This window comes from Idiomarina sp. Sol25 (assembly GCF_033052775.1).
Classification (GTDB): Bacteria; Pseudomonadota; Gammaproteobacteria; order Enterobacterales; family Alteromonadaceae; genus Idiomarina.
The window spans coordinates 207,349-222,354 of the sequence record NZ_JAUPEW010000003.1; the positions used below are offsets into that span (position 1 = coordinate 207,349).

At 45.6% G+C, this 15,006-nt stretch carries 18 protein-coding genes; 4 read left to right on the top strand and 14 right to left on the bottom strand.

The features are described from left to right. The first annotated feature begins 30 nt into the window (after positions 1–30). Positions 31–1,173 carry a N(5)-(carboxyethyl)ornithine synthase gene (locus tag Q5L94_RS06925; RefSeq protein WP_317497717.1) on the top strand — a complete coding sequence of 381 codons (1,143 nt, stop codon included), beginning with the start codon at positions 31–33 and terminating at the stop codon, positions 1,171–1,173. A 431-nt stretch (positions 1,174–1,604) separates the two neighbouring features. Here Q5L94_RS06925 and Q5L94_RS06930 read toward each other — a convergent pair whose 3' ends face one another. From Q5L94_RS06930 to Q5L94_RS06945, 4 genes are all read right to left on the bottom strand, one after another. Then, a complete protein-coding gene (locus tag Q5L94_RS06930; RefSeq protein ID WP_317497718.1) occupies positions 1,605–1,829 on the bottom strand; it encodes a hypothetical protein in 225 nt (74 codons plus the stop codon). A 519-nt stretch (positions 1,830–2,348) separates the two neighbouring features. Then, a complete protein-coding gene (locus Q5L94_RS06935; RefSeq protein WP_317497719.1) occupies positions 2,349–2,534 on the bottom strand; it encodes a hypothetical protein in 186 nt (61 codons plus the stop codon). A 40-nt stretch (positions 2,535–2,574) separates the two neighbouring features. Further along, positions 2,575–2,730, bottom strand: a complete 156-nt coding sequence (locus Q5L94_RS06940) for a hypothetical protein (protein WP_317497720.1) — start codon at positions 2,728–2,730, stop codon at positions 2,575–2,577. 69 nt (positions 2,731–2,799) lie between these two features. Beyond that, complete coding sequence (locus tag Q5L94_RS06945) at positions 2,800–3,816, bottom strand: hypothetical protein (RefSeq protein ID WP_317497721.1); 1,017 nt, start codon at positions 3,814–3,816, stop codon at positions 2,800–2,802. A gap of 303 nt (positions 3,817–4,119) precedes the next feature. On the opposite strand from Q5L94_RS06945, the gene Q5L94_RS06950 reads away from it, so the two are divergent. Further along, positions 4,120–5,148 (top strand): phospholipase A, encoded by a 1,029-nt coding sequence (locus Q5L94_RS06950; RefSeq protein WP_317497722.1) that lies wholly within the window; start codon positions 4,120–4,122, stop codon positions 5,146–5,148. 4 nt (positions 5,149–5,152) lie between these two features. Here the strand turns inward: Q5L94_RS06950 and Q5L94_RS06955 are convergent, their stop codons facing one another. Continuing rightward, entirely contained in the window at positions 5,153–7,162 is a 2,010-nt protein-coding gene (locus tag Q5L94_RS06955) for a ligand-gated channel protein (RefSeq protein ID WP_317497723.1), read from the bottom strand. A gap of 125 nt (positions 7,163–7,287) precedes the next feature. On the opposite strand from Q5L94_RS06955, the gene Q5L94_RS06960 reads away from it, so the two are divergent. After that, a complete protein-coding gene (locus tag Q5L94_RS06960) occupies positions 7,288–8,136 on the top strand; it encodes a LysR family transcriptional regulator (RefSeq protein ID WP_317497724.1) in 849 nt (282 codons plus the stop codon). Here Q5L94_RS06960 and Q5L94_RS06965 read toward each other — a convergent pair. The 4 genes from Q5L94_RS06965 to Q5L94_RS06980 form a co-directional block, all read right to left on the bottom strand. After that, positions 8,107–8,766: an SDR family oxidoreductase gene (locus tag Q5L94_RS06965; protein WP_317497725.1), complete on the bottom strand. Its 660-nt coding sequence runs from the start codon at positions 8,764–8,766 to the stop codon at positions 8,107–8,109. The two genes, Q5L94_RS06960 and Q5L94_RS06965, sit on opposite strands and share 30 nt — an antisense overlap. Before the next feature lie 131 nt (positions 8,767–8,897). Beyond that, positions 8,898–9,107, bottom strand: a complete 210-nt coding sequence (locus Q5L94_RS06970) for a cold-shock protein (protein WP_054490368.1) — start codon at positions 9,105–9,107, stop codon at positions 8,898–8,900. A 215-nt stretch (positions 9,108–9,322) separates the two neighbouring features. Then, complete coding sequence (locus Q5L94_RS06975; protein ID WP_317497726.1) at positions 9,323–10,711, bottom strand: diguanylate cyclase; 1,389 nt, start codon at positions 10,709–10,711, stop codon at positions 9,323–9,325. Positions 10,712–10,793: 82 nt separating this feature from the next. Further along, on the bottom strand, positions 10,794–11,333 hold the full coding sequence (locus tag Q5L94_RS06980; RefSeq protein WP_317497727.1) for a DUF1415 domain-containing protein: 540 nt from the start codon (positions 11,331–11,333) through the stop codon (positions 10,794–10,796). Between the two features lie 36 nt (positions 11,334–11,369). Between Q5L94_RS06980 and Q5L94_RS06985 the strand changes: the two genes are divergently transcribed. After that, complete coding sequence (locus Q5L94_RS06985; RefSeq protein ID WP_317497728.1) at positions 11,370–11,831, top strand: isoprenylcysteine carboxylmethyltransferase family protein; 462 nt, start codon at positions 11,370–11,372, stop codon at positions 11,829–11,831. A 9-nt stretch (positions 11,832–11,840) separates the two neighbouring features. Here Q5L94_RS06985 and Q5L94_RS06990 read toward each other — a convergent pair whose 3' ends face one another. From Q5L94_RS06990 to Q5L94_RS07010, 5 genes are all read right to left on the bottom strand, one after another. Beyond that, positions 11,841–12,518 (bottom strand): PepSY domain-containing protein, encoded by a 678-nt coding sequence (locus Q5L94_RS06990; RefSeq protein WP_317497729.1) that lies wholly within the window; start codon positions 12,516–12,518, stop codon positions 11,841–11,843. Beyond that, positions 12,515–13,231: a PepSY domain-containing protein gene (locus Q5L94_RS06995; RefSeq protein WP_317497730.1), complete on the bottom strand. Its 717-nt coding sequence runs from the start codon at positions 13,229–13,231 to the stop codon at positions 12,515–12,517. The genes Q5L94_RS06990 and Q5L94_RS06995 overlap by 4 nt, the downstream gene beginning before the upstream one ends. A gap of 11 nt (positions 13,232–13,242) precedes the next feature. Then, the gene (locus Q5L94_RS07000) at positions 13,243–13,512 is read right to left on the bottom strand and encodes a hypothetical protein (RefSeq protein WP_317497731.1); all 270 of its coding nucleotides are present in this window, start codon (positions 13,510–13,512) and stop codon (positions 13,243–13,245) included. A 70-nt stretch (positions 13,513–13,582) separates the two neighbouring features. Next, on the bottom strand, positions 13,583–14,173 hold the full coding sequence (locus Q5L94_RS07005; RefSeq protein ID WP_317497732.1) for a uracil-DNA glycosylase family protein: 591 nt from the start codon (positions 14,171–14,173) through the stop codon (positions 13,583–13,585). Further along, positions 14,130–14,969, bottom strand: coding sequence for a patatin family protein (locus Q5L94_RS07010; protein ID WP_317497733.1), 840 nt, complete (start codon positions 14,967–14,969; stop codon positions 14,130–14,132). Before Q5L94_RS07010 ends, Q5L94_RS07005 begins: the two co-directional genes overlap by 44 nt. Positions 14,970–15,006 lie beyond the last annotated feature (37 nt).

Sequence of the window (15,006 nt, forward strand, 5' to 3'; positions counted from 1 at the left end):
GGTTCAAACGCTCAAGCACAAGGCAATACCATGAATATGACTTCACTAGGCGTTATTGGCAGCTCTAAAAAGGAAGATGAACGGCGCGTGCCGATACATCCGGAACATTTATCGAGGATCCCCGAAAAAATACGTAAGCAACTCATTTTTGAAACAGGCTATGGCGAACGCTTTGGTATTGATGATGCTGAACTTGCCGCTCAGGTGGGAGGATTAGCACCAAGAGACGAGTTGTTAGAAACCATGAACACGGTTGTTATCGCCAAACCAGTACTTGCCGATTTTGAGCAATTGCGGATCGGCGGCGTACTCTGGGGTTATCCTCATTGCACACAGCAACGGGAAGTCACCCAGATTGCCATTGATAGAAAACAGACTTTAATCGCTTTTGAAGATATGTATGTCTGGGGCCCCCAAGGCCAGGTTGGCCGCCATACATTCTATAAAAATAATGAAATGGCGGGATATTGCGGGGTTATCCATGCGCTCCAGCTTAAGGGCATAGACGGCCATTATGGTAATCAGCGTAAAGCTCTTATCTTCAGTTTTGGTGCTGTCAGTCGTGGGGCTATTTATGCACTCAAAGCCCATGGCTTTCGCGATATTACTATCTGCATTCAGCGACCTGATCATGAGGTCCGTGAAGAAGTCCTCGATTGTCATTATGTTTGGTTAAGAGCAGGCGCTGCCGATCAAGCAAGAATGATGGTGGTTGAACATGACGGTACAGAAAGGCCACTGTGTGATTTGATCAGCGAATCGGGGCTCATTATCAATGGCATCTATCAAGACACCAATAACCCTATCGACTTTGTCATCGAACAAGAAAAAGCTTGTCTCAAACCGGGCTGTTTGATTATTGATGTCAGTTGTGACGAAGGTATGGGTTTTTATTTTGCTAAACCAACCACCTTTAAAAATCCCATGTTTCAAGTTGAAAAAGTGGATTACTACGCCGTTGATCATACGCCCAGCTATTTTTGGGAAAGTGCCTCACGCTCCATTTCCGCTGCATTGGTTTTCCATTTACCGGCCATAGCCGCAGGACCGGATGGATGGCAGCAAAATGAAACCATACGTCGGGCCATCAATATTGATAAAGGCGTCATTCAAAAACCAGATATTCTGGCTTATCAAAACCGCCAACAGGCTTACCCACACCTGCCAATTTAGTGGCTCCAAGCCCATTTATTTGGGCTTCCAAATGGAGCTGTTTTGATGATCCGTTTTTCGCTCATAGCGGACGAGTATAGACGATACCAACTTATGAGCTCTTCGATACTTCAGCAGCGGTGGTAGCGTCGCACCCTTTAACCGGCAAAGAGAAAATAGAGGAAGCTAAAAATAGCGACTGAACCTACAAAAAACATTACAGTTAAAAATTTTGACTGGGTTATTGATCTGAAAAAAGCAATGACAGTCGAGGCTCCGGTTACTCCAAGAGTATAATTAACAGCGTCTTCATGGTCTCTTCGTTTCATCTATTTCTCGTGTTAAATATCCTCAATACTTTTAATAATACTAGCGCCATCTTAACGACTTTCTAACTCTGATAGACAGTCAGAAAAACTGAAGACCGGACAATGTCAAAGCCGAAATATTTCTTAATTATTCTCCGCTTCAAGTGCTTTCCGTTTTCTATAAGGCATAATTAAAAGCCGCCAGACCCAATAGCCAGTTGCTAGCGCATACAGCACATTTTTGCCAAGAAACATCAAGTCAAAACCGGTATCTAACCAGTAACGAGCAATGTCAATAATTGCCACTACAAAAAGCACTGAGCAAACAACAGCAAGTAATAAGAGAATTGATTCTTTCAAATAAGACACTGCGGCACACCTAGGTTACTTACAAAATATTAACTACGATAATTTCCCTAACACAGAAAGGCAAATCAGCGCGTAGCAATATTTTGGGGAAGGTCAAAGTCTATAAATTAGGTATTAACGTCCGCTCTTGGCATCAAAAAGTTAGTCCAGTTTGAGCGAAGTTAAAGATGCAAGACGACTCAAATCAGCAATATTAGACGTTTCATTATTGTGTTTTTTACATTAATCTTTTAATGTCAATGACATAGTAAAATTTGATATTGCGCGTCCACTCGATTCCTGCGTTTGGTTAACTACTGGAGACTGATGAGTTTTACTTCGTAGTGATGTCAGGTTTTGTGTATTAAAAACGCCATTGCAAAGACAGTGGCTCAAAAGGATCCCCCTTATGTTAGAAGTGATATTACTAACGGCCTTTGTCATAGCTTCGGTGTTTGTATCCTATTTTTTTATGTTCGATAAAACACCTTTCAAACAGAAGAAAAAGTAGAACTGAATATTTAGCGTCCTAAATAAAATCTAACTTTCACCAGACGAAGCCTTTTTTAATGCTCCGCCCATTGAAGCGGACATTATTCCAAATACGACAGCTTCATTAGAAATAAACCTAAGAGCTGGAAAACTATCCAACAAAAAAGTCACAACCAGAGAAAGTACCAAGCCCAAGGCTGAGTACGTTAACCAAATTTTCTTAGTATTGCTCATAGCTAGATTCCTTTTCCACTAATTTTTTCAACAGCATTTTTTATTTGTCGAGATCGTCTCTTGCTTTCTTCATTTCTTCATCAATAATGCCGACCTTTTCGTCTTCGAATAGTGTAATCACACCAAAAGTAATTAGAAAGTTTCCAGCCACAACCGTCCAAGTAGGTGATTCACAAATACTAAAAAATTTTTCCATTCACCATCTAAAAAATCAAGGCACATGCTACAACCCCGTTACATAATAAAGTTTTTGAAAATTAGTACTTTAAACCAACTCCAGGATGTCGCTGTGCACACCGGCTGCAGTAACAACGCGACCTGCTCCTGGTCCCTGAATGACTAATGGGTTATCTAAGTATTGCTGGCTCTTAATCGTAAAACTGGCATTTCCAGGCGGTAAGTTAGCGTAAGAGCTGGAACTCTTAATCTCCTGAAGGCCGGCACTACCCTCAATATCGCCATTTTTTCGGATAACAACGCGTCCTAAGTAATGGTAACGCGGCGCGTCACCAACCAAATCATCAAGCAGGTTCACCTCTTGCCAAAATTCATCCAGTGACACTTCACGTAATGCGGGAGGAACTAGATTTTGTACTTTGATGTCAGCCAGTTCCAGCTTCCAGCCAGCTTCACGCGCCAGAATAAGTAGCTTCCGGGCAACATCAATCCCGCTTAAATCAACCCGAGGATCAGGTTCTGTCATACCTGCGTCAGATGCCTTCTTAAGCCACTCAGAGAATCTGTCGCCACGCTTAAACTGTTGAAATATCCAAGACAAAGAACCTGAAAGGTTTCCCTCTAGATGTAAAATTTGATCATGGCAAGCTCGCCGTTCACGGATAGCTTTTTGCACGGGTAACCCTGCACCTACTGTCGTATTATAAAGCCACCGCCGATCATACTTTCGTAGCGACTCCAGTAAAACGTCATAAGAGCTCTGAGTGCTGGATCCCGCGTACTTATTTGCACTAATAATATCAGCGCCCATCGCGACCCAATTTGGGTAATAGCCGCTTACCGCTTCAGAAGCAGTAACATCAACCACCGCGACTGAATCCCCCGTAGCAAGCACCTTGCTAATGGACTCAGTAACTTCTTCTAACCCCTTACCCGAATCCTCCTGGGGTATCTGATCTAACAGTGAAACACCTTCTCGCACGCTCTGCATTCCTTTCGAGTTAGTCAGGGCGTGCACAGAAACCGATAAAGGAAGATGAGGTGCAAATTGCTCAAGCCAACATTTTCCAATGTTGCCAGTACCAACAAAAATAAGTTTAAGCATATAAGTTCTCCTGGAGAAGTCTTTATGCGAGCTTAACACTAGGATATTTAGATTTCTAGACGTCCAAACGTCCTTTTTTATTTTGTGGGGTAGGCGAGCGCCCGACAACGAGCAGCCGCCTTTTTGTCCTTCCGATGGGGCCTATGAATACGATATAACCCAGTACAACCTAGTGGTCTTTCGGCTAATTTATCCATTGTTCGTAATTTTTTAATTTATTCAGGCTCTACTTTGTAAACGTGTGATCTATAATCGCCTAGTAAGCTATAATACAAAGATTGTTAATAAAGGAAGCTTGCGCTTATGAAAAAATGGATCTGGATAATTGCATCGGGAATTACCGCACTAGCAGCGGTTAATGTCCAGGCGCAAGAACTGTCTGATATGCAGCAATGTCTGCTGGATGAAATGAACAATACGAAGGCTGACACCACTATTGCCGACGTAAGGTCTGAATGCGAGCAGAAACTTCGCTCTGCTGACGACGAAGACATTGTTGAAGTGGATGCTGTAGCAGAACCTGGCGCGTTAACTAGCCGAATGAGAAGCGAAGAAGTCACCCAGTTTGACCCTTACGTATTAACGCCGCATCGTCGTAATTATTTATTGCCTGTTATTACGACTAATAATATTAACCGAAAGGAATACGCAGATGTGGATGGGTACGAACAAAGCCTCGAAGACTACGAAGCGAAATTCCAGATCAGTTTTAAAATACCATTTAACGAAGAAAGCCTGCTGTTTGAAGAGGATAAACTGTTCTTCGGCTTAACCGTGCAATCCTGGTGGCAAGTTTATTCTGATAATATTTCCAAACCATTCCGCGAAACCAACTACATGCCCGAAATATTTTATGCCACACCAACAGGTTGGCATCCTTTTGGTACTAATACAGCACTGGTTTTTGGTTTAGAGCATTTGTCCAACGGGCGCAGCCAGCCGCTGTCACGAAGCTGGAACCGCGGTTATATGCAATTTGTGGTAGAAAAAGGTCGCTTTGTTTTCTCGCTAAAACCCTGGCTACGGTTTCAGGAAGACCCAAAAACAGAGCCTATGCAATCTAGTGGTGACGACAACCCGAATATTACCGACTACGTGGGTGACTATGAATTCACCACCGCCTATAACGATGGTGACTTCGAGTACATTCTCAGGCTTCGTCATGCCATAGATACCGGAAGAGGGTCAGCAGAACTTAACTGGACCTTCCCCATAGGCGGGAAGTTTATTGGCTATACCTCAATTTTCACCGGTTACGGAGAAAGCTTGGTTGATTACAATCACAAACAGACTCGTTTTGGTATCGGTATAGCCTTAAACAACATTCTATAAGAACTTAGAAGCTGTAGGCGGCTGACAACCATAAGCGTCGGCCGTCTTCAACATAGCCGTATTCTTCTACGCCAATTTCTTTGTCGAACAAGTTGTAAACACCCGCAGCCAGCTTTAAGTCACGCGTAACAAAGTAGTTCACACCAAAATCCGCCAGTGTGTAAGACGGCGCGACAAGAGAACGCTGTGAAGGTCCGGTTGTCGGTTGACTCTCTTCACCACGATAATGAACACGCAACCAGCTGTTCCAACGCTTACTTGGCTTCCAGTTCAGTGAGGTTTGTACTAAGTGCTTCGGTAGCTGGTTTAATGGCTCGCCTTTATACTCACCGGATTTCTGCTCAGAGTCGGTGTAAGTGTAGTTACCTTTCAGTGACCACTCCCGGCTGAAATGAGTGCTTAAGGTCATTTCAATACCTCGAGTAACAGCTTCATCAATGTTAATCCGGGTGGTTGGCATAGAGCCAAACTGATTAGGTCCGTCGGTACAGATAGCTTCAGGACAATCTACACGAGTAATTTTGTCATCAAACTCGTTGTAGAACACGGTTATTGAGGTTGAACTACGGCGTCCCCAATCGGTGTATAAACCTAACTCGTAGTTAGTCGAGGTTTCGGCTTTCAATTCCGGGTTGCCGTAAATATTACCACCACGACTGACCTGCCCCCAGTCGGCTGTTGTTTCTCGCAAACCCGGGGCACGGAACCCAGTGGAAACACCACCTTTAACGGTTGTTGCCCGGCTTAATGTATAAACGCCGTAAACTCGGGGGCTCCAGTGCCCACCAAAGATATCGTCGTCATCGTAACGGACACCCGTCGTCAGCTTAAAGTCAGTAAAGACTGGCCAGGCTGTTTCTGCAAATGCCGACCATTGTGAGCCTTCGATATTGGTGCGGTCGCTTACCTGGTTACTGGTTAAATCTTCCAGCTCTTCTTCCTGATACGCAACACCTAGGTTCATAGAGCTTTCTTCAAGCAGTGGTAAGTTCCAGTGACTCTGAAAGTCAGTATTAGTAATGGTCATAAGACGCGCTTTGTTTTCAAATTCATCGCGCTTTAAATAACTGCGGGCGCCAACCAAGCCCCACTGGCCGTTGTGGGCAATGGATACGCTATTACTGTCGTACTCAGTCGTCGATGATTCAGGGCATCCTCGGCGACCACATTCCTCGCCCGGTGCCAGCGGCTCAATAGTTTTGCCCACAGAAGCGTCAATGCTTTGCTTAGCGGTACCTACTTCAAACAAGATTTCGTGGTCACGGTTTGGTGTGTAAGCCAATTTTAAGTCGGCATCTTCTGCGGTTTTATCCCGGTAGCCAGAAACGATGTCATCTTCCAAACGACGTGTATAACCGGCGGACAGTTGAATTCCCAAAGTGTCTTTAATGAGCGAGCCAGAGGTGAACAAGTTAGTCTGGTAGCTATTGCCTGACTCTGAACGTTCCTGCAGGGTGCCGTCAACGCGAATTTCCGAGCGCCATTCTTCCGGCGTTTTACGGGTAATAATATTGATAACGCCGCCTATTGCGTCTGAACCGTAAAGTGATGACATAGGCCCCCGAATAACCTCTATGCGATCAATTGCCGCCAGTGGTGGTGTCCAGGCTCCTTCAACCCCGGGGCCGTCACTGTTTGGGCGGGTTTCACGCGAGCTCTGGCGCTGACCATCGACTAAAATCAATGTGTAGTCGGCCCCCATACCGCGCAGACTAATGTCCTGCCGGTCACCGCCGCCGGTCACAATAACGCCCGGGGCGTCGGTCATAGCATCGGTTAAATCTTTATAAAAACGCTGAGAAAGGTCTTTTCTGTCAATAACGGAGATTGAAGCGGGAGCTTCTTTTAAATGCTGAGCAACACCCGACGCCGTTACCACCATAACTTCCATGTCTTTATGCTTATGATGTTTTCTTTTTGGCTTATCCTGTTCCTGCGCCTGAGCAACGCCTACAGCTGATGCTACAGTTAATGCTAGAATGCTCAATTTTAAGCCGCTGATACTGCAATTCATGTTCATCCCCTAATGAAATATAAATGCGAATTATTTTCATTAAAGATTTTAACTGGTACTATGGGATCAGCAATTTCAAAAATATTGAAAGCTTCTTTAGCAGGACTTAAAACATGAATCCGAAAATGATTCGATCATTAAAAGCCTTTAGCCGTACGGTGGAACTTAACAGTATGAGTGCCGCTGCAAATGAACTGCACATGACAGTGTCCGCCATTAGCCAGCAGTTGCAGCGACTGGAAAACGACAACGGAATTTCGCTTTTTCACCGCAATACACGTTCACTTTCACTTACCGAAGCCGGTCAGGTTTTTTATCAGTCGTGCCTCGACATGTTGTCTATTGCAGCTAAAAACCAGGAGCGCTGGGATCAATTAACGAATCACCCGCAAGGGCAAATAAAAATTATTGCGCCCGTGGGTTTTGGCGGAGGTTTGTTGAGCGAGCCCTTAAAACAGCTGCAGCAAGAATTTACTAACGTAAGCTTTCAACTGCATATGACCGATGAGCCTATCGATCTCATTACCGCGGGGGCAGATTTGGCTATTCGCATTGGTCCGCTGGCCGACTCGGCCTTATACGCCAGGCATTTGGCTGACTGGCACATGGTTCCCTGCATTGCTGCTGAGCACCCTGCGGCTGAGCATTCGATAAAAAGCTTTGACGACTTACCCGAAGGTTGTTTTATTGGGCACTTACCCAGTTTACCCAATAAAGATTTTCCCAAGCCTAAAGTGCTACTGAACAACATGCAGACGGTGGTGCAGTTGACTCTCGATGGTGTTGGGTATGCGATACTTCCAGAGCCGGAAATTAAGCATTACATTGAGAGTGGGCGTTTATTGCGCTTGTTGCCAGAATGGGAAGGCAGTCCGTACAGCGTGTACGCCGTGCTGCCTATTAAAGACAACATACCGGCGAAAACTGAACGGACGATTGAAGTGCTAAGCCATTTCTTTCATAGACTGCAGTGAGTGCTCTACTTCACTGTCACCCGACATTAAGTCGAAAGCTCTAAGCTCGGTACCGGTTTCATCCAGACACCGGCGTAAAACACTGGCAACATCTTCACGTGGCACTGAACCTGGTGCCAACGATTCACCAACAACCACTTTGCCGGTTGCTTCTTCGTCGGTTAATGCTCCAGGACGCACAATGGTCCAGTTAAGTTTAGTGCGCATTAACTCGCGGTCTGCATAATGCTTAGCAGCATAGTAAGGAAGCAGGGCTTCGGCCCAGTTCTCACGATTGTTCGACTGCCATGCGCTGACCATAACAAAGCGTCTTACACCAACAGATTCAGCCGCTTCCATTGTTTTCACTGCGCCGTCTAAGTCGACTAATAAGGTTTTATCGTCACCGGTGCTGCCACCTGAACCTGCCGTAAATACCACAGCATCAACACCCTGAAGCAGCTCTTCCAATTTTGACACGGAGCCTTCCAAATCACCTAATTTCGCCGTAACCCCTCGGTCTTCCCAAGCTTTTTGCTGCTCTTCCTTGCGCACCACCGCAATCACTTCGTGCGTTTTTGCGTGTTGCATCTGTTCAACTAAATGCTGACCAATTTTTCCATTTGCGCCTATAACTGCTACTTTCATCATCGACCTCCTTAAGTATTTCATTGTCTGAGCTTACGTAACATAAGCTTAGTTTAGATCGCTCACTAGCGCCGATTTACAGGCACAAAAAAAGGCAACCCGAGGGTTGCCCTTTTAGACTTCGAGGCGCGTAATTACAGCGCTACGATGTTCTCAGCCTGAGGACCTTTAGGGCCTTGAGTTACTGCGAACTCAACGCGCTGGCCTTCAGTTAAGGTTTTAAAACCGTCGCTAGAAATAGCGCTGAAATGTGCGAAAACGTCTGCGCCGTTCTCACGTTCGATGAAACCGAAGCCTTTTGCTTCGTTAAACCATTTTACTGAACCAGTAATTTTATCAGACATAATATATCTTCCTGTAAATTTTAAGTATTTGGTCATTCAGACCGATGATGCGGGTAAAAATAAGAACTTAGAACTACAGGACGATGGTATTAATAATAATAGGTCAACGAAGTGGAGTATTTTAACTAACTGTCTTTCTATCTATCCGACCCAATGGAGTCTACGCTTATTCCACTGTGAGTCAAACGATTTATCAAGTTATTTTCATAATACATTCAAGCACCATTTTCTTCAGCCCAGACAATACGGTTGCGACCTTCTCGCTTAGCCTTATACAGCGCTTGATCCGCTCTTCTGTAGATACTAGAAACATCATCTTCTGGTCGGCTTTCTGACGCACCAACACTTACCGTTGGATTAATAATTTCACCCGAGTCCAGGGTAATTACCGTTTCCTCAACCGCCGAGCGCACCCTTTCCAGTACTTGCGCGGCACTTTCATGGTCAGCATAAGCAAGCACAACCATAAATTCTTCACCACCTACCCGAACGACACTATCACTGCTACGAACCGCCGCTGACATGGCTTCAGAGCCAGTAATCAATACCCTGTCACCAATATCGTGACCATAAGTATCGTTAATCGTTTTAAAGTGATCGAAGTCGATAACTGAAACAACAAAACCCTGCTCACCATTTTGCCGGGTTAAACCCTGCTCCAGTATTTCCATACCAGCCGAGCGATTTTTTAACCCAGTTAATGCATCAGTATAAGCAATTAAAGCCATATCGTCCCGCTGCCGGATTAAATCTGAACGCACTTTCTGTTCGGCAATAACAGTTTCCAGGGCGGTGCCCATCATTCGTACAATTTCAACCTCAAGCTCAGTAAAAGGTTCAGCTCTTTTGCTTTTTCGGGCGAAACCTAGCACTCCCCAAACCTGATCATCGATAATTAGCGGCGCACCGATATAACTCTCCAGACCGTAAGTTTGATAACTTGCGTGCTCTTTGAAACGTGAATCTCTTGAGGCATCGTTAGTGAATATTAAATGGTTTGCCTTAAGCACAACGGAGCAATAGGTGGTTGCCAGCGGTAGCTGCGCTCCGGCGGAGAAGTCCATTTTCGCGCTTTGCACCCATTCAATGGTATAGATACCGTTTTGTATGGAACTCGCTGTACCTATATCAACTCCTAAATACTCAACACCCACTTTTAATAGTTCATCAATAGAGGCTGGGTCAATGCGCCGCCCCCGCTTGTGAATGACTTCATGGAGAGTACGCATAACATCAACTGAAGCATAATAGCTACTGACATCCTCAATAAGCTCATAAATTCCAATAACACGACCTTGCTCATCTGTTTCAGGTAGGTAACGAATATCTAAAAAGTTCTTGCGGCCGTTACGAAAAGTGACAGAATCTGAAAATTCCATTTTTTTGCCGGTAGCAAAAACATAGTCGTGATTCGGTTTTATGCGTTGATAAGACTCTTCGCTCAGTACATCGGTTAATGGCTTGCCTAGCATTTCCTCTGGAGTCAGGTCAAAAAACCCTGCATAGGACCCATTTACAAAACGGAAAAGTCTTGCTCTGTCGATATAAGCCACCATTGTTGGCAGCTGTTCAATAATTCTATGGGTAATATGATGCTTTTTCATAAGGCCTCATTACTTTCAGTTCGACAGAAGACGCAGCTTTAAGTAATTCACTATCAGTAATAGTTTAGCAACAACTTAGACTTTAAGTTGTCAAGATTCCTTTAAAAAATTCAGCACCTTTACGTCGGGCAAATTCAATATTGCGCTCAGGAATCGATTCAGGGTCGTCATAATTTTCCAGCGCCTCTTCAATGCTGGCCTCGCGCAGTAAATGTAGCGTTGGATACGGAGCACGGTTGGTATAATTTGCCGGATCATCCTGGGCCTCTCCCTCAAAACAGTAATCGGGGTGAAAATGCGCCAGCTGGTACACCCCTTCGTAACCTTCCTCAATAAGCAAAGCATCGGCAATATCAACCAGGTTCAAAAATTCGTAAAAGCCTTCAAACCCCGACGGAAGAATTAGCAGTGTGGTCTCGGTTTCAGCTGCGGTATCCAGGTGTTTAGCTTCATCCAGCAACTGCTGTAAAACAGCTTGTGGCTTGCGATTTTCGGCTACACTATAGCGAATACTCTTGCGCTCAACTTCGCGGCGTGCAAACGGACAGATGTTATACTTTACAATCAGCTGTTGCACCCAGTGCCGAGTTTGCTCAATAATTTGATGGGTATCGGTCGTCATATTTCTTGTCTTCGCTAAAAGGGGCGCCACTTTGCCATGAAATCACTTGAACTCAAAATACCACCGTTGCTGGTTGTTGCCATAGTCGCCGGTTTAATGTGGTTAACGGCTCACTATACGCAGGCCTTTAACCAATTTTATGTCGGTCAGCGCGCCGCTGCTATTTTTCTCTTGGTATTAGGAGTCTTGCTGCCTTTGCTTGGCGTTATTGGTTTTCGCAGAGCACAAACCACAGTAGACCCACGCGCTCCGAACAAAAGCACCGAACTTGTTACTACCGGAATATACCAAAGAACACGTAACCCCATGTATTTAGGCTTCTTCTTTTTGCTTATGGCCTGGGGTGTTTTTCTGGGAAGTGTCTTTTCTTTGTGGGGGCTGGCGTTATATGTGGCCTATATGCAGCGCTTTCAAATTCTGCCGGAAGAACGTATTTTAACCGAAACTTTTGGTGAAGCTTACAAAAGCTATTGTCGTAAAATAGGACGCTGGTGGTAGCCACCAGCTCTAGAGTAACTGCCGGTGTTTTAAACTGCGACCAAGTAAAATTAAGCCTGACAAACTAAACCATAGCGCGATGGTAGCGGCAATAATGTTCAGTAAGCTGTTAAAGTCGCGCTCGCCACTGTAATCCATAAAGTGTAAACGAAACATCCAGTCACTTAGCCACCAACTATTATTGCGGTGATCAACCACTTCACCGGAACCAGCGTCAACATACACTCGCGTACGAGTCTCGTCGGTAAAAGTGACTCTGTAACCGGGTTTGTTCCAGTCAATAATTTCCTCACTGCCCGTTACGGCCTGTACTTCTTTAACCGAGCCCGGCCCGTTATAGCTTTGTCGTGCCAGTTTTGCCGCCAGCGGTGCGGAGGTTTGCCAGCGCTCGCCAGTCTGGGCATTCACATAATGTCTGGAGCCATCAATTGTCAAAACGACGTACTGAGCCATCTGCGAAATTGAGCGTATTTCCACACTTTTAACGTTATCAAAACGCTCAATTAAGGCATTTTCAGGGTAAAAAACAGACCCTACCGGCGCTTTCGCAGCGCTTTGAAAGTAGTCATGGGCAGCCAGACTCTGGTGACCCACCCAGCCGAAGTACAGGCCACTAACCAGCCAGATAAGCACTTGTATAAGAATGACCAGACTCAGCCAGCGATGCAGCTTACGCACAAACCTCATGCCGCTCGCCTGCTTTTTCTACGCGGCCGCAAATGGAAGTAAAGCAGAGCCGTACCGGTCATTACAAAAAGTATATTCGCGATGCTAAATGCCTTTAACCACCAGGTTTCGATATCCGACCGGTCTTGGTAATCCATTATGTGGAGCATCCAGAAAAAGTCGAACAGTCGCCAGAAGTTATGTCGTTTGGTTACGAGCTCCCCGGTTGTCGCCGAGAAATATAAGGTAGCACCGGCCAAATCATTAAAATCTACTCGCCATACGGGTAACAAAGCAGGGTTAAGTTCACCAGGTGCCCGGTCTTCAATATAGCTAACCTGAGCTTTTGTCTTTTCGTTACCGGTGGAGTGTTGACGCGCAATATAGCCAATATCCATGCGGTCAAGCTTCACCGGCTCCAAAGATTCGGCGCTCAGCAATTGCGTACTGGTTTGGCTTTCAACACGATAAACCGTCCGCAGCGAGCCGTCTATCCACTGGTGCATAAGGCGCACCGACGTGGCTTGTGGATGTTGTTCTAATACCCAGCTTACCGGAGAAATTAACGTATTCTTCGCTATAGGCTGTTCAAGCTTTTTCACTAGATGGTCGCCATGAATGAAGCTTAAATCAAAGAACACCATATAGGCGCCACTGATGCTCCATACCACTAGCTGCAGGCCAAAAAGAAGAGATAACCAGCGGTGCCAGATTCGCCATTTTCTGGGGTTCATAAATGCGACAGTTAATAACCGCCGTTCATTGATCCAGCCATGCCAAGCATGCCGAAAAACATAAAGATATTAATCACAATAACGATAGCGACCCAGATAAGTGCAGCTCTGGCCCAGTTTCTCTTGTTTAAATTGGTGCCATCTGAAAAGCCCCAGACAAACAACATTATAATACCAATAAGCGGAATAGCCGTAATTAGAAGGGTAACGAACCAGTTGCCGGTAGAGATAACGTCATTATTATTGCTTTGGTTTTCCATATTAGTATTTTGATTTTCCATAATACGCCTCAATTGTTATAAGTTATTGTTATGAAGTGCTTCACAAAACTATACAGAACCCCTACAAAAGTCAAAGCAGTTCTCTCACCCGTTGTTTTAACTCCGGAATGACTTCGGCTTCAAACCAAGGGTTCCGGCGTAACCATAAATTGTTTCTAGGGCTTGGATGCGGCATAGGTAACAGGCTCGGCCAATAATTACGCCAATCTTTTACGCGCTCGGTCAGGCTTCTTTTGGGCTCCTGTAAATGCCACTGCTGAGCATACTGACCTATGGCTAATGTAAGCTCCAGATTAGGCAACTGCTCCAGTACTTTATTTCGCCAGGTAGGCGCACACTCTGGCCGTGGCGGAAGATCACCAGACTTACCGGTGCCCGGATAGCAAAAACCCATAGGAATAATCGCCAGCTCTTCGGCATTGTAAAAAGTGTCTTTATCAATGCCCATCCACTGACGAAGCCTGTCGCCGCTAGGGTCATCGAAAGGCTTACCTGAGGCATGAACGCGCTTTCCGGGGGCTTGTCCGGCAACTAGAATTCTGGCTTTAGGGTGCAACTGAACAACAGGACGAGCACCAAGCAGCAGCTCTGGCTCACACAAGGTACACGCGCGGACATCACGCAGCAGTTGTTGCCAATGCGGCGGCTCTTCCCATTTCATAACCTTGCTCCAGCAGCTTTTTATCTTGAGTGAAACGCCCGACCGGAAACCCCTCCGGCGGAGCCAGAACGGTCACTTCACAGTCCGCAGGAGGGTTATCAATAAAGTTAATAGCGTCATTATAAACCTCCGAGCGCCTGGCGACGGCATCAAATAAAGCAGGATGGTGTTTAAAAAACCGTTTAGTAAACTTAGGTAAGGGTCTTACCTTCTTTCGGAAACCTCGCGGCCGGGACAAAATAACCGTTATATCCCGTGCACCCATTTCATAGGCTTTAATCACCGGTATGGAGTCCCCCAGTCCGCCATCAGTCATTGGCGCTCCACCAACGGATGGAAACTCGCGGTAGGCCAGTGGAATAGCACAGGAAGCAGGAAACAGTTCATGTAAGTTGTCAGCTGTGACCCTGGTATACACCGGAAGCCCCGTATCAACATTGGTCGTTACAACGTATAAAGGCCGGTTCTGCTCCAGGTAATGACGGGTGTTCAGCGGCACTTGTTCAAATGAAGCGTGCCAAAGCCAGCTTACATCGCAAAAGTGCCCACCTTTTAAAAAGCGCCGCCAGTTCAAAAACTCTGGTTGTAGCGCGTGCTGCAAGAGAATTTTACGGTTACGTCCGTGGTCGCCGGCAAGAAAACCAATCAGGTTGGTTGAACCTGCCGACACCCCAATTGCGAAATCAAAGTCGGTTTGTCCGGTTTCAAGAAAACCGTCCAGCACACCAGCGGCGAAGATACCGCGCATGGCACCACCTTCTGCCACTAATGCTTTTTTACTTTGTTTCTGGGTCATACACCTGCTTATTTTTCAATACTCTCTACTTCTCAAT

Excerpts from the sequence above, each read along its gene's own strand:
- Q5L94_RS06925 (WP_317497717.1), top strand. The coding sequence starts at position 31 with ATGAATATGACTTCACTAGGCGTTATTGGCAGCTCTAAAAAGGAAGAT.
- Q5L94_RS06935 (WP_317497719.1), bottom strand. The coding sequence starts at position 2,534 with ATGAGCAATACTAAGAAAATTTGGTTAACGTACTCAGCCTTGGGCTTG.
- Q5L94_RS06940 (WP_317497720.1), bottom strand. The coding sequence starts at position 2,730 with ATGGAAAAATTTTTTAGTATTTGTGAATCACCTACTTGGACGGTTGTG.
- Q5L94_RS06945 (WP_317497721.1), bottom strand. The coding sequence starts at position 3,816 with ATGCTTAAACTTATTTTTGTTGGTACTGGCAACATTGGAAAATGTTGG.
- Q5L94_RS06950 (WP_317497722.1), top strand. The coding sequence starts at position 4,120 with ATGAAAAAATGGATCTGGATAATTGCATCGGGAATTACCGCACTAGCA.
- Q5L94_RS06955 (WP_317497723.1), bottom strand. The coding sequence starts at position 7,162 with ATGAATTGCAGTATCAGCGGCTTAAAATTGAGCATTCTAGCATTAACT.
- Q5L94_RS06960 (WP_317497724.1), top strand. The coding sequence starts at position 7,288 with ATGATTCGATCATTAAAAGCCTTTAGCCGTACGGTGGAACTTAACAGT.
- Q5L94_RS06965 (WP_317497725.1), bottom strand. The coding sequence starts at position 8,766 with ATGATGAAAGTAGCAGTTATAGGCGCAAATGGAAAAATTGGTCAGCAT.
- Q5L94_RS06970 (WP_054490368.1), bottom strand. The coding sequence starts at position 9,107 with ATGTCTGATAAAATTACTGGTTCAGTAAAATGGTTTAACGAAGCAAAA.
- Q5L94_RS06975 (WP_317497726.1), bottom strand. The coding sequence starts at position 10,711 with ATGAAAAAGCATCATATTACCCATAGAATTATTGAACAGCTGCCAACA.
- Q5L94_RS06980 (WP_317497727.1), bottom strand. The coding sequence starts at position 11,333 with ATGACGACCGATACCCATCAAATTATTGAGCAAACTCGGCACTGGGTG.
- Q5L94_RS06985 (WP_317497728.1), top strand. The coding sequence starts at position 11,370 with ATGAAATCACTTGAACTCAAAATACCACCGTTGCTGGTTGTTGCCATA.
- Q5L94_RS06990 (WP_317497729.1), bottom strand. The coding sequence starts at position 12,518 with ATGAGGTTTGTGCGTAAGCTGCATCGCTGGCTGAGTCTGGTCATTCTT.
- Q5L94_RS06995 (WP_317497730.1), bottom strand. The coding sequence starts at position 13,231 with ATGAACCCCAGAAAATGGCGAATCTGGCACCGCTGGTTATCTCTTCTT.
- Q5L94_RS07000 (WP_317497731.1), bottom strand. The coding sequence starts at position 13,512 with ATGGAAAATCAAAATACTAATATGGAAAACCAAAGCAATAATAATGAC.
- Q5L94_RS07005 (WP_317497732.1), bottom strand. The coding sequence starts at position 14,173 with ATGAAATGGGAAGAGCCGCCGCATTGGCAACAACTGCTGCGTGATGTC.
- Q5L94_RS07010 (WP_317497733.1), bottom strand. The coding sequence starts at position 14,969 with ATGACCCAGAAACAAAGTAAAAAAGCATTAGTGGCAGAAGGTGGTGCC.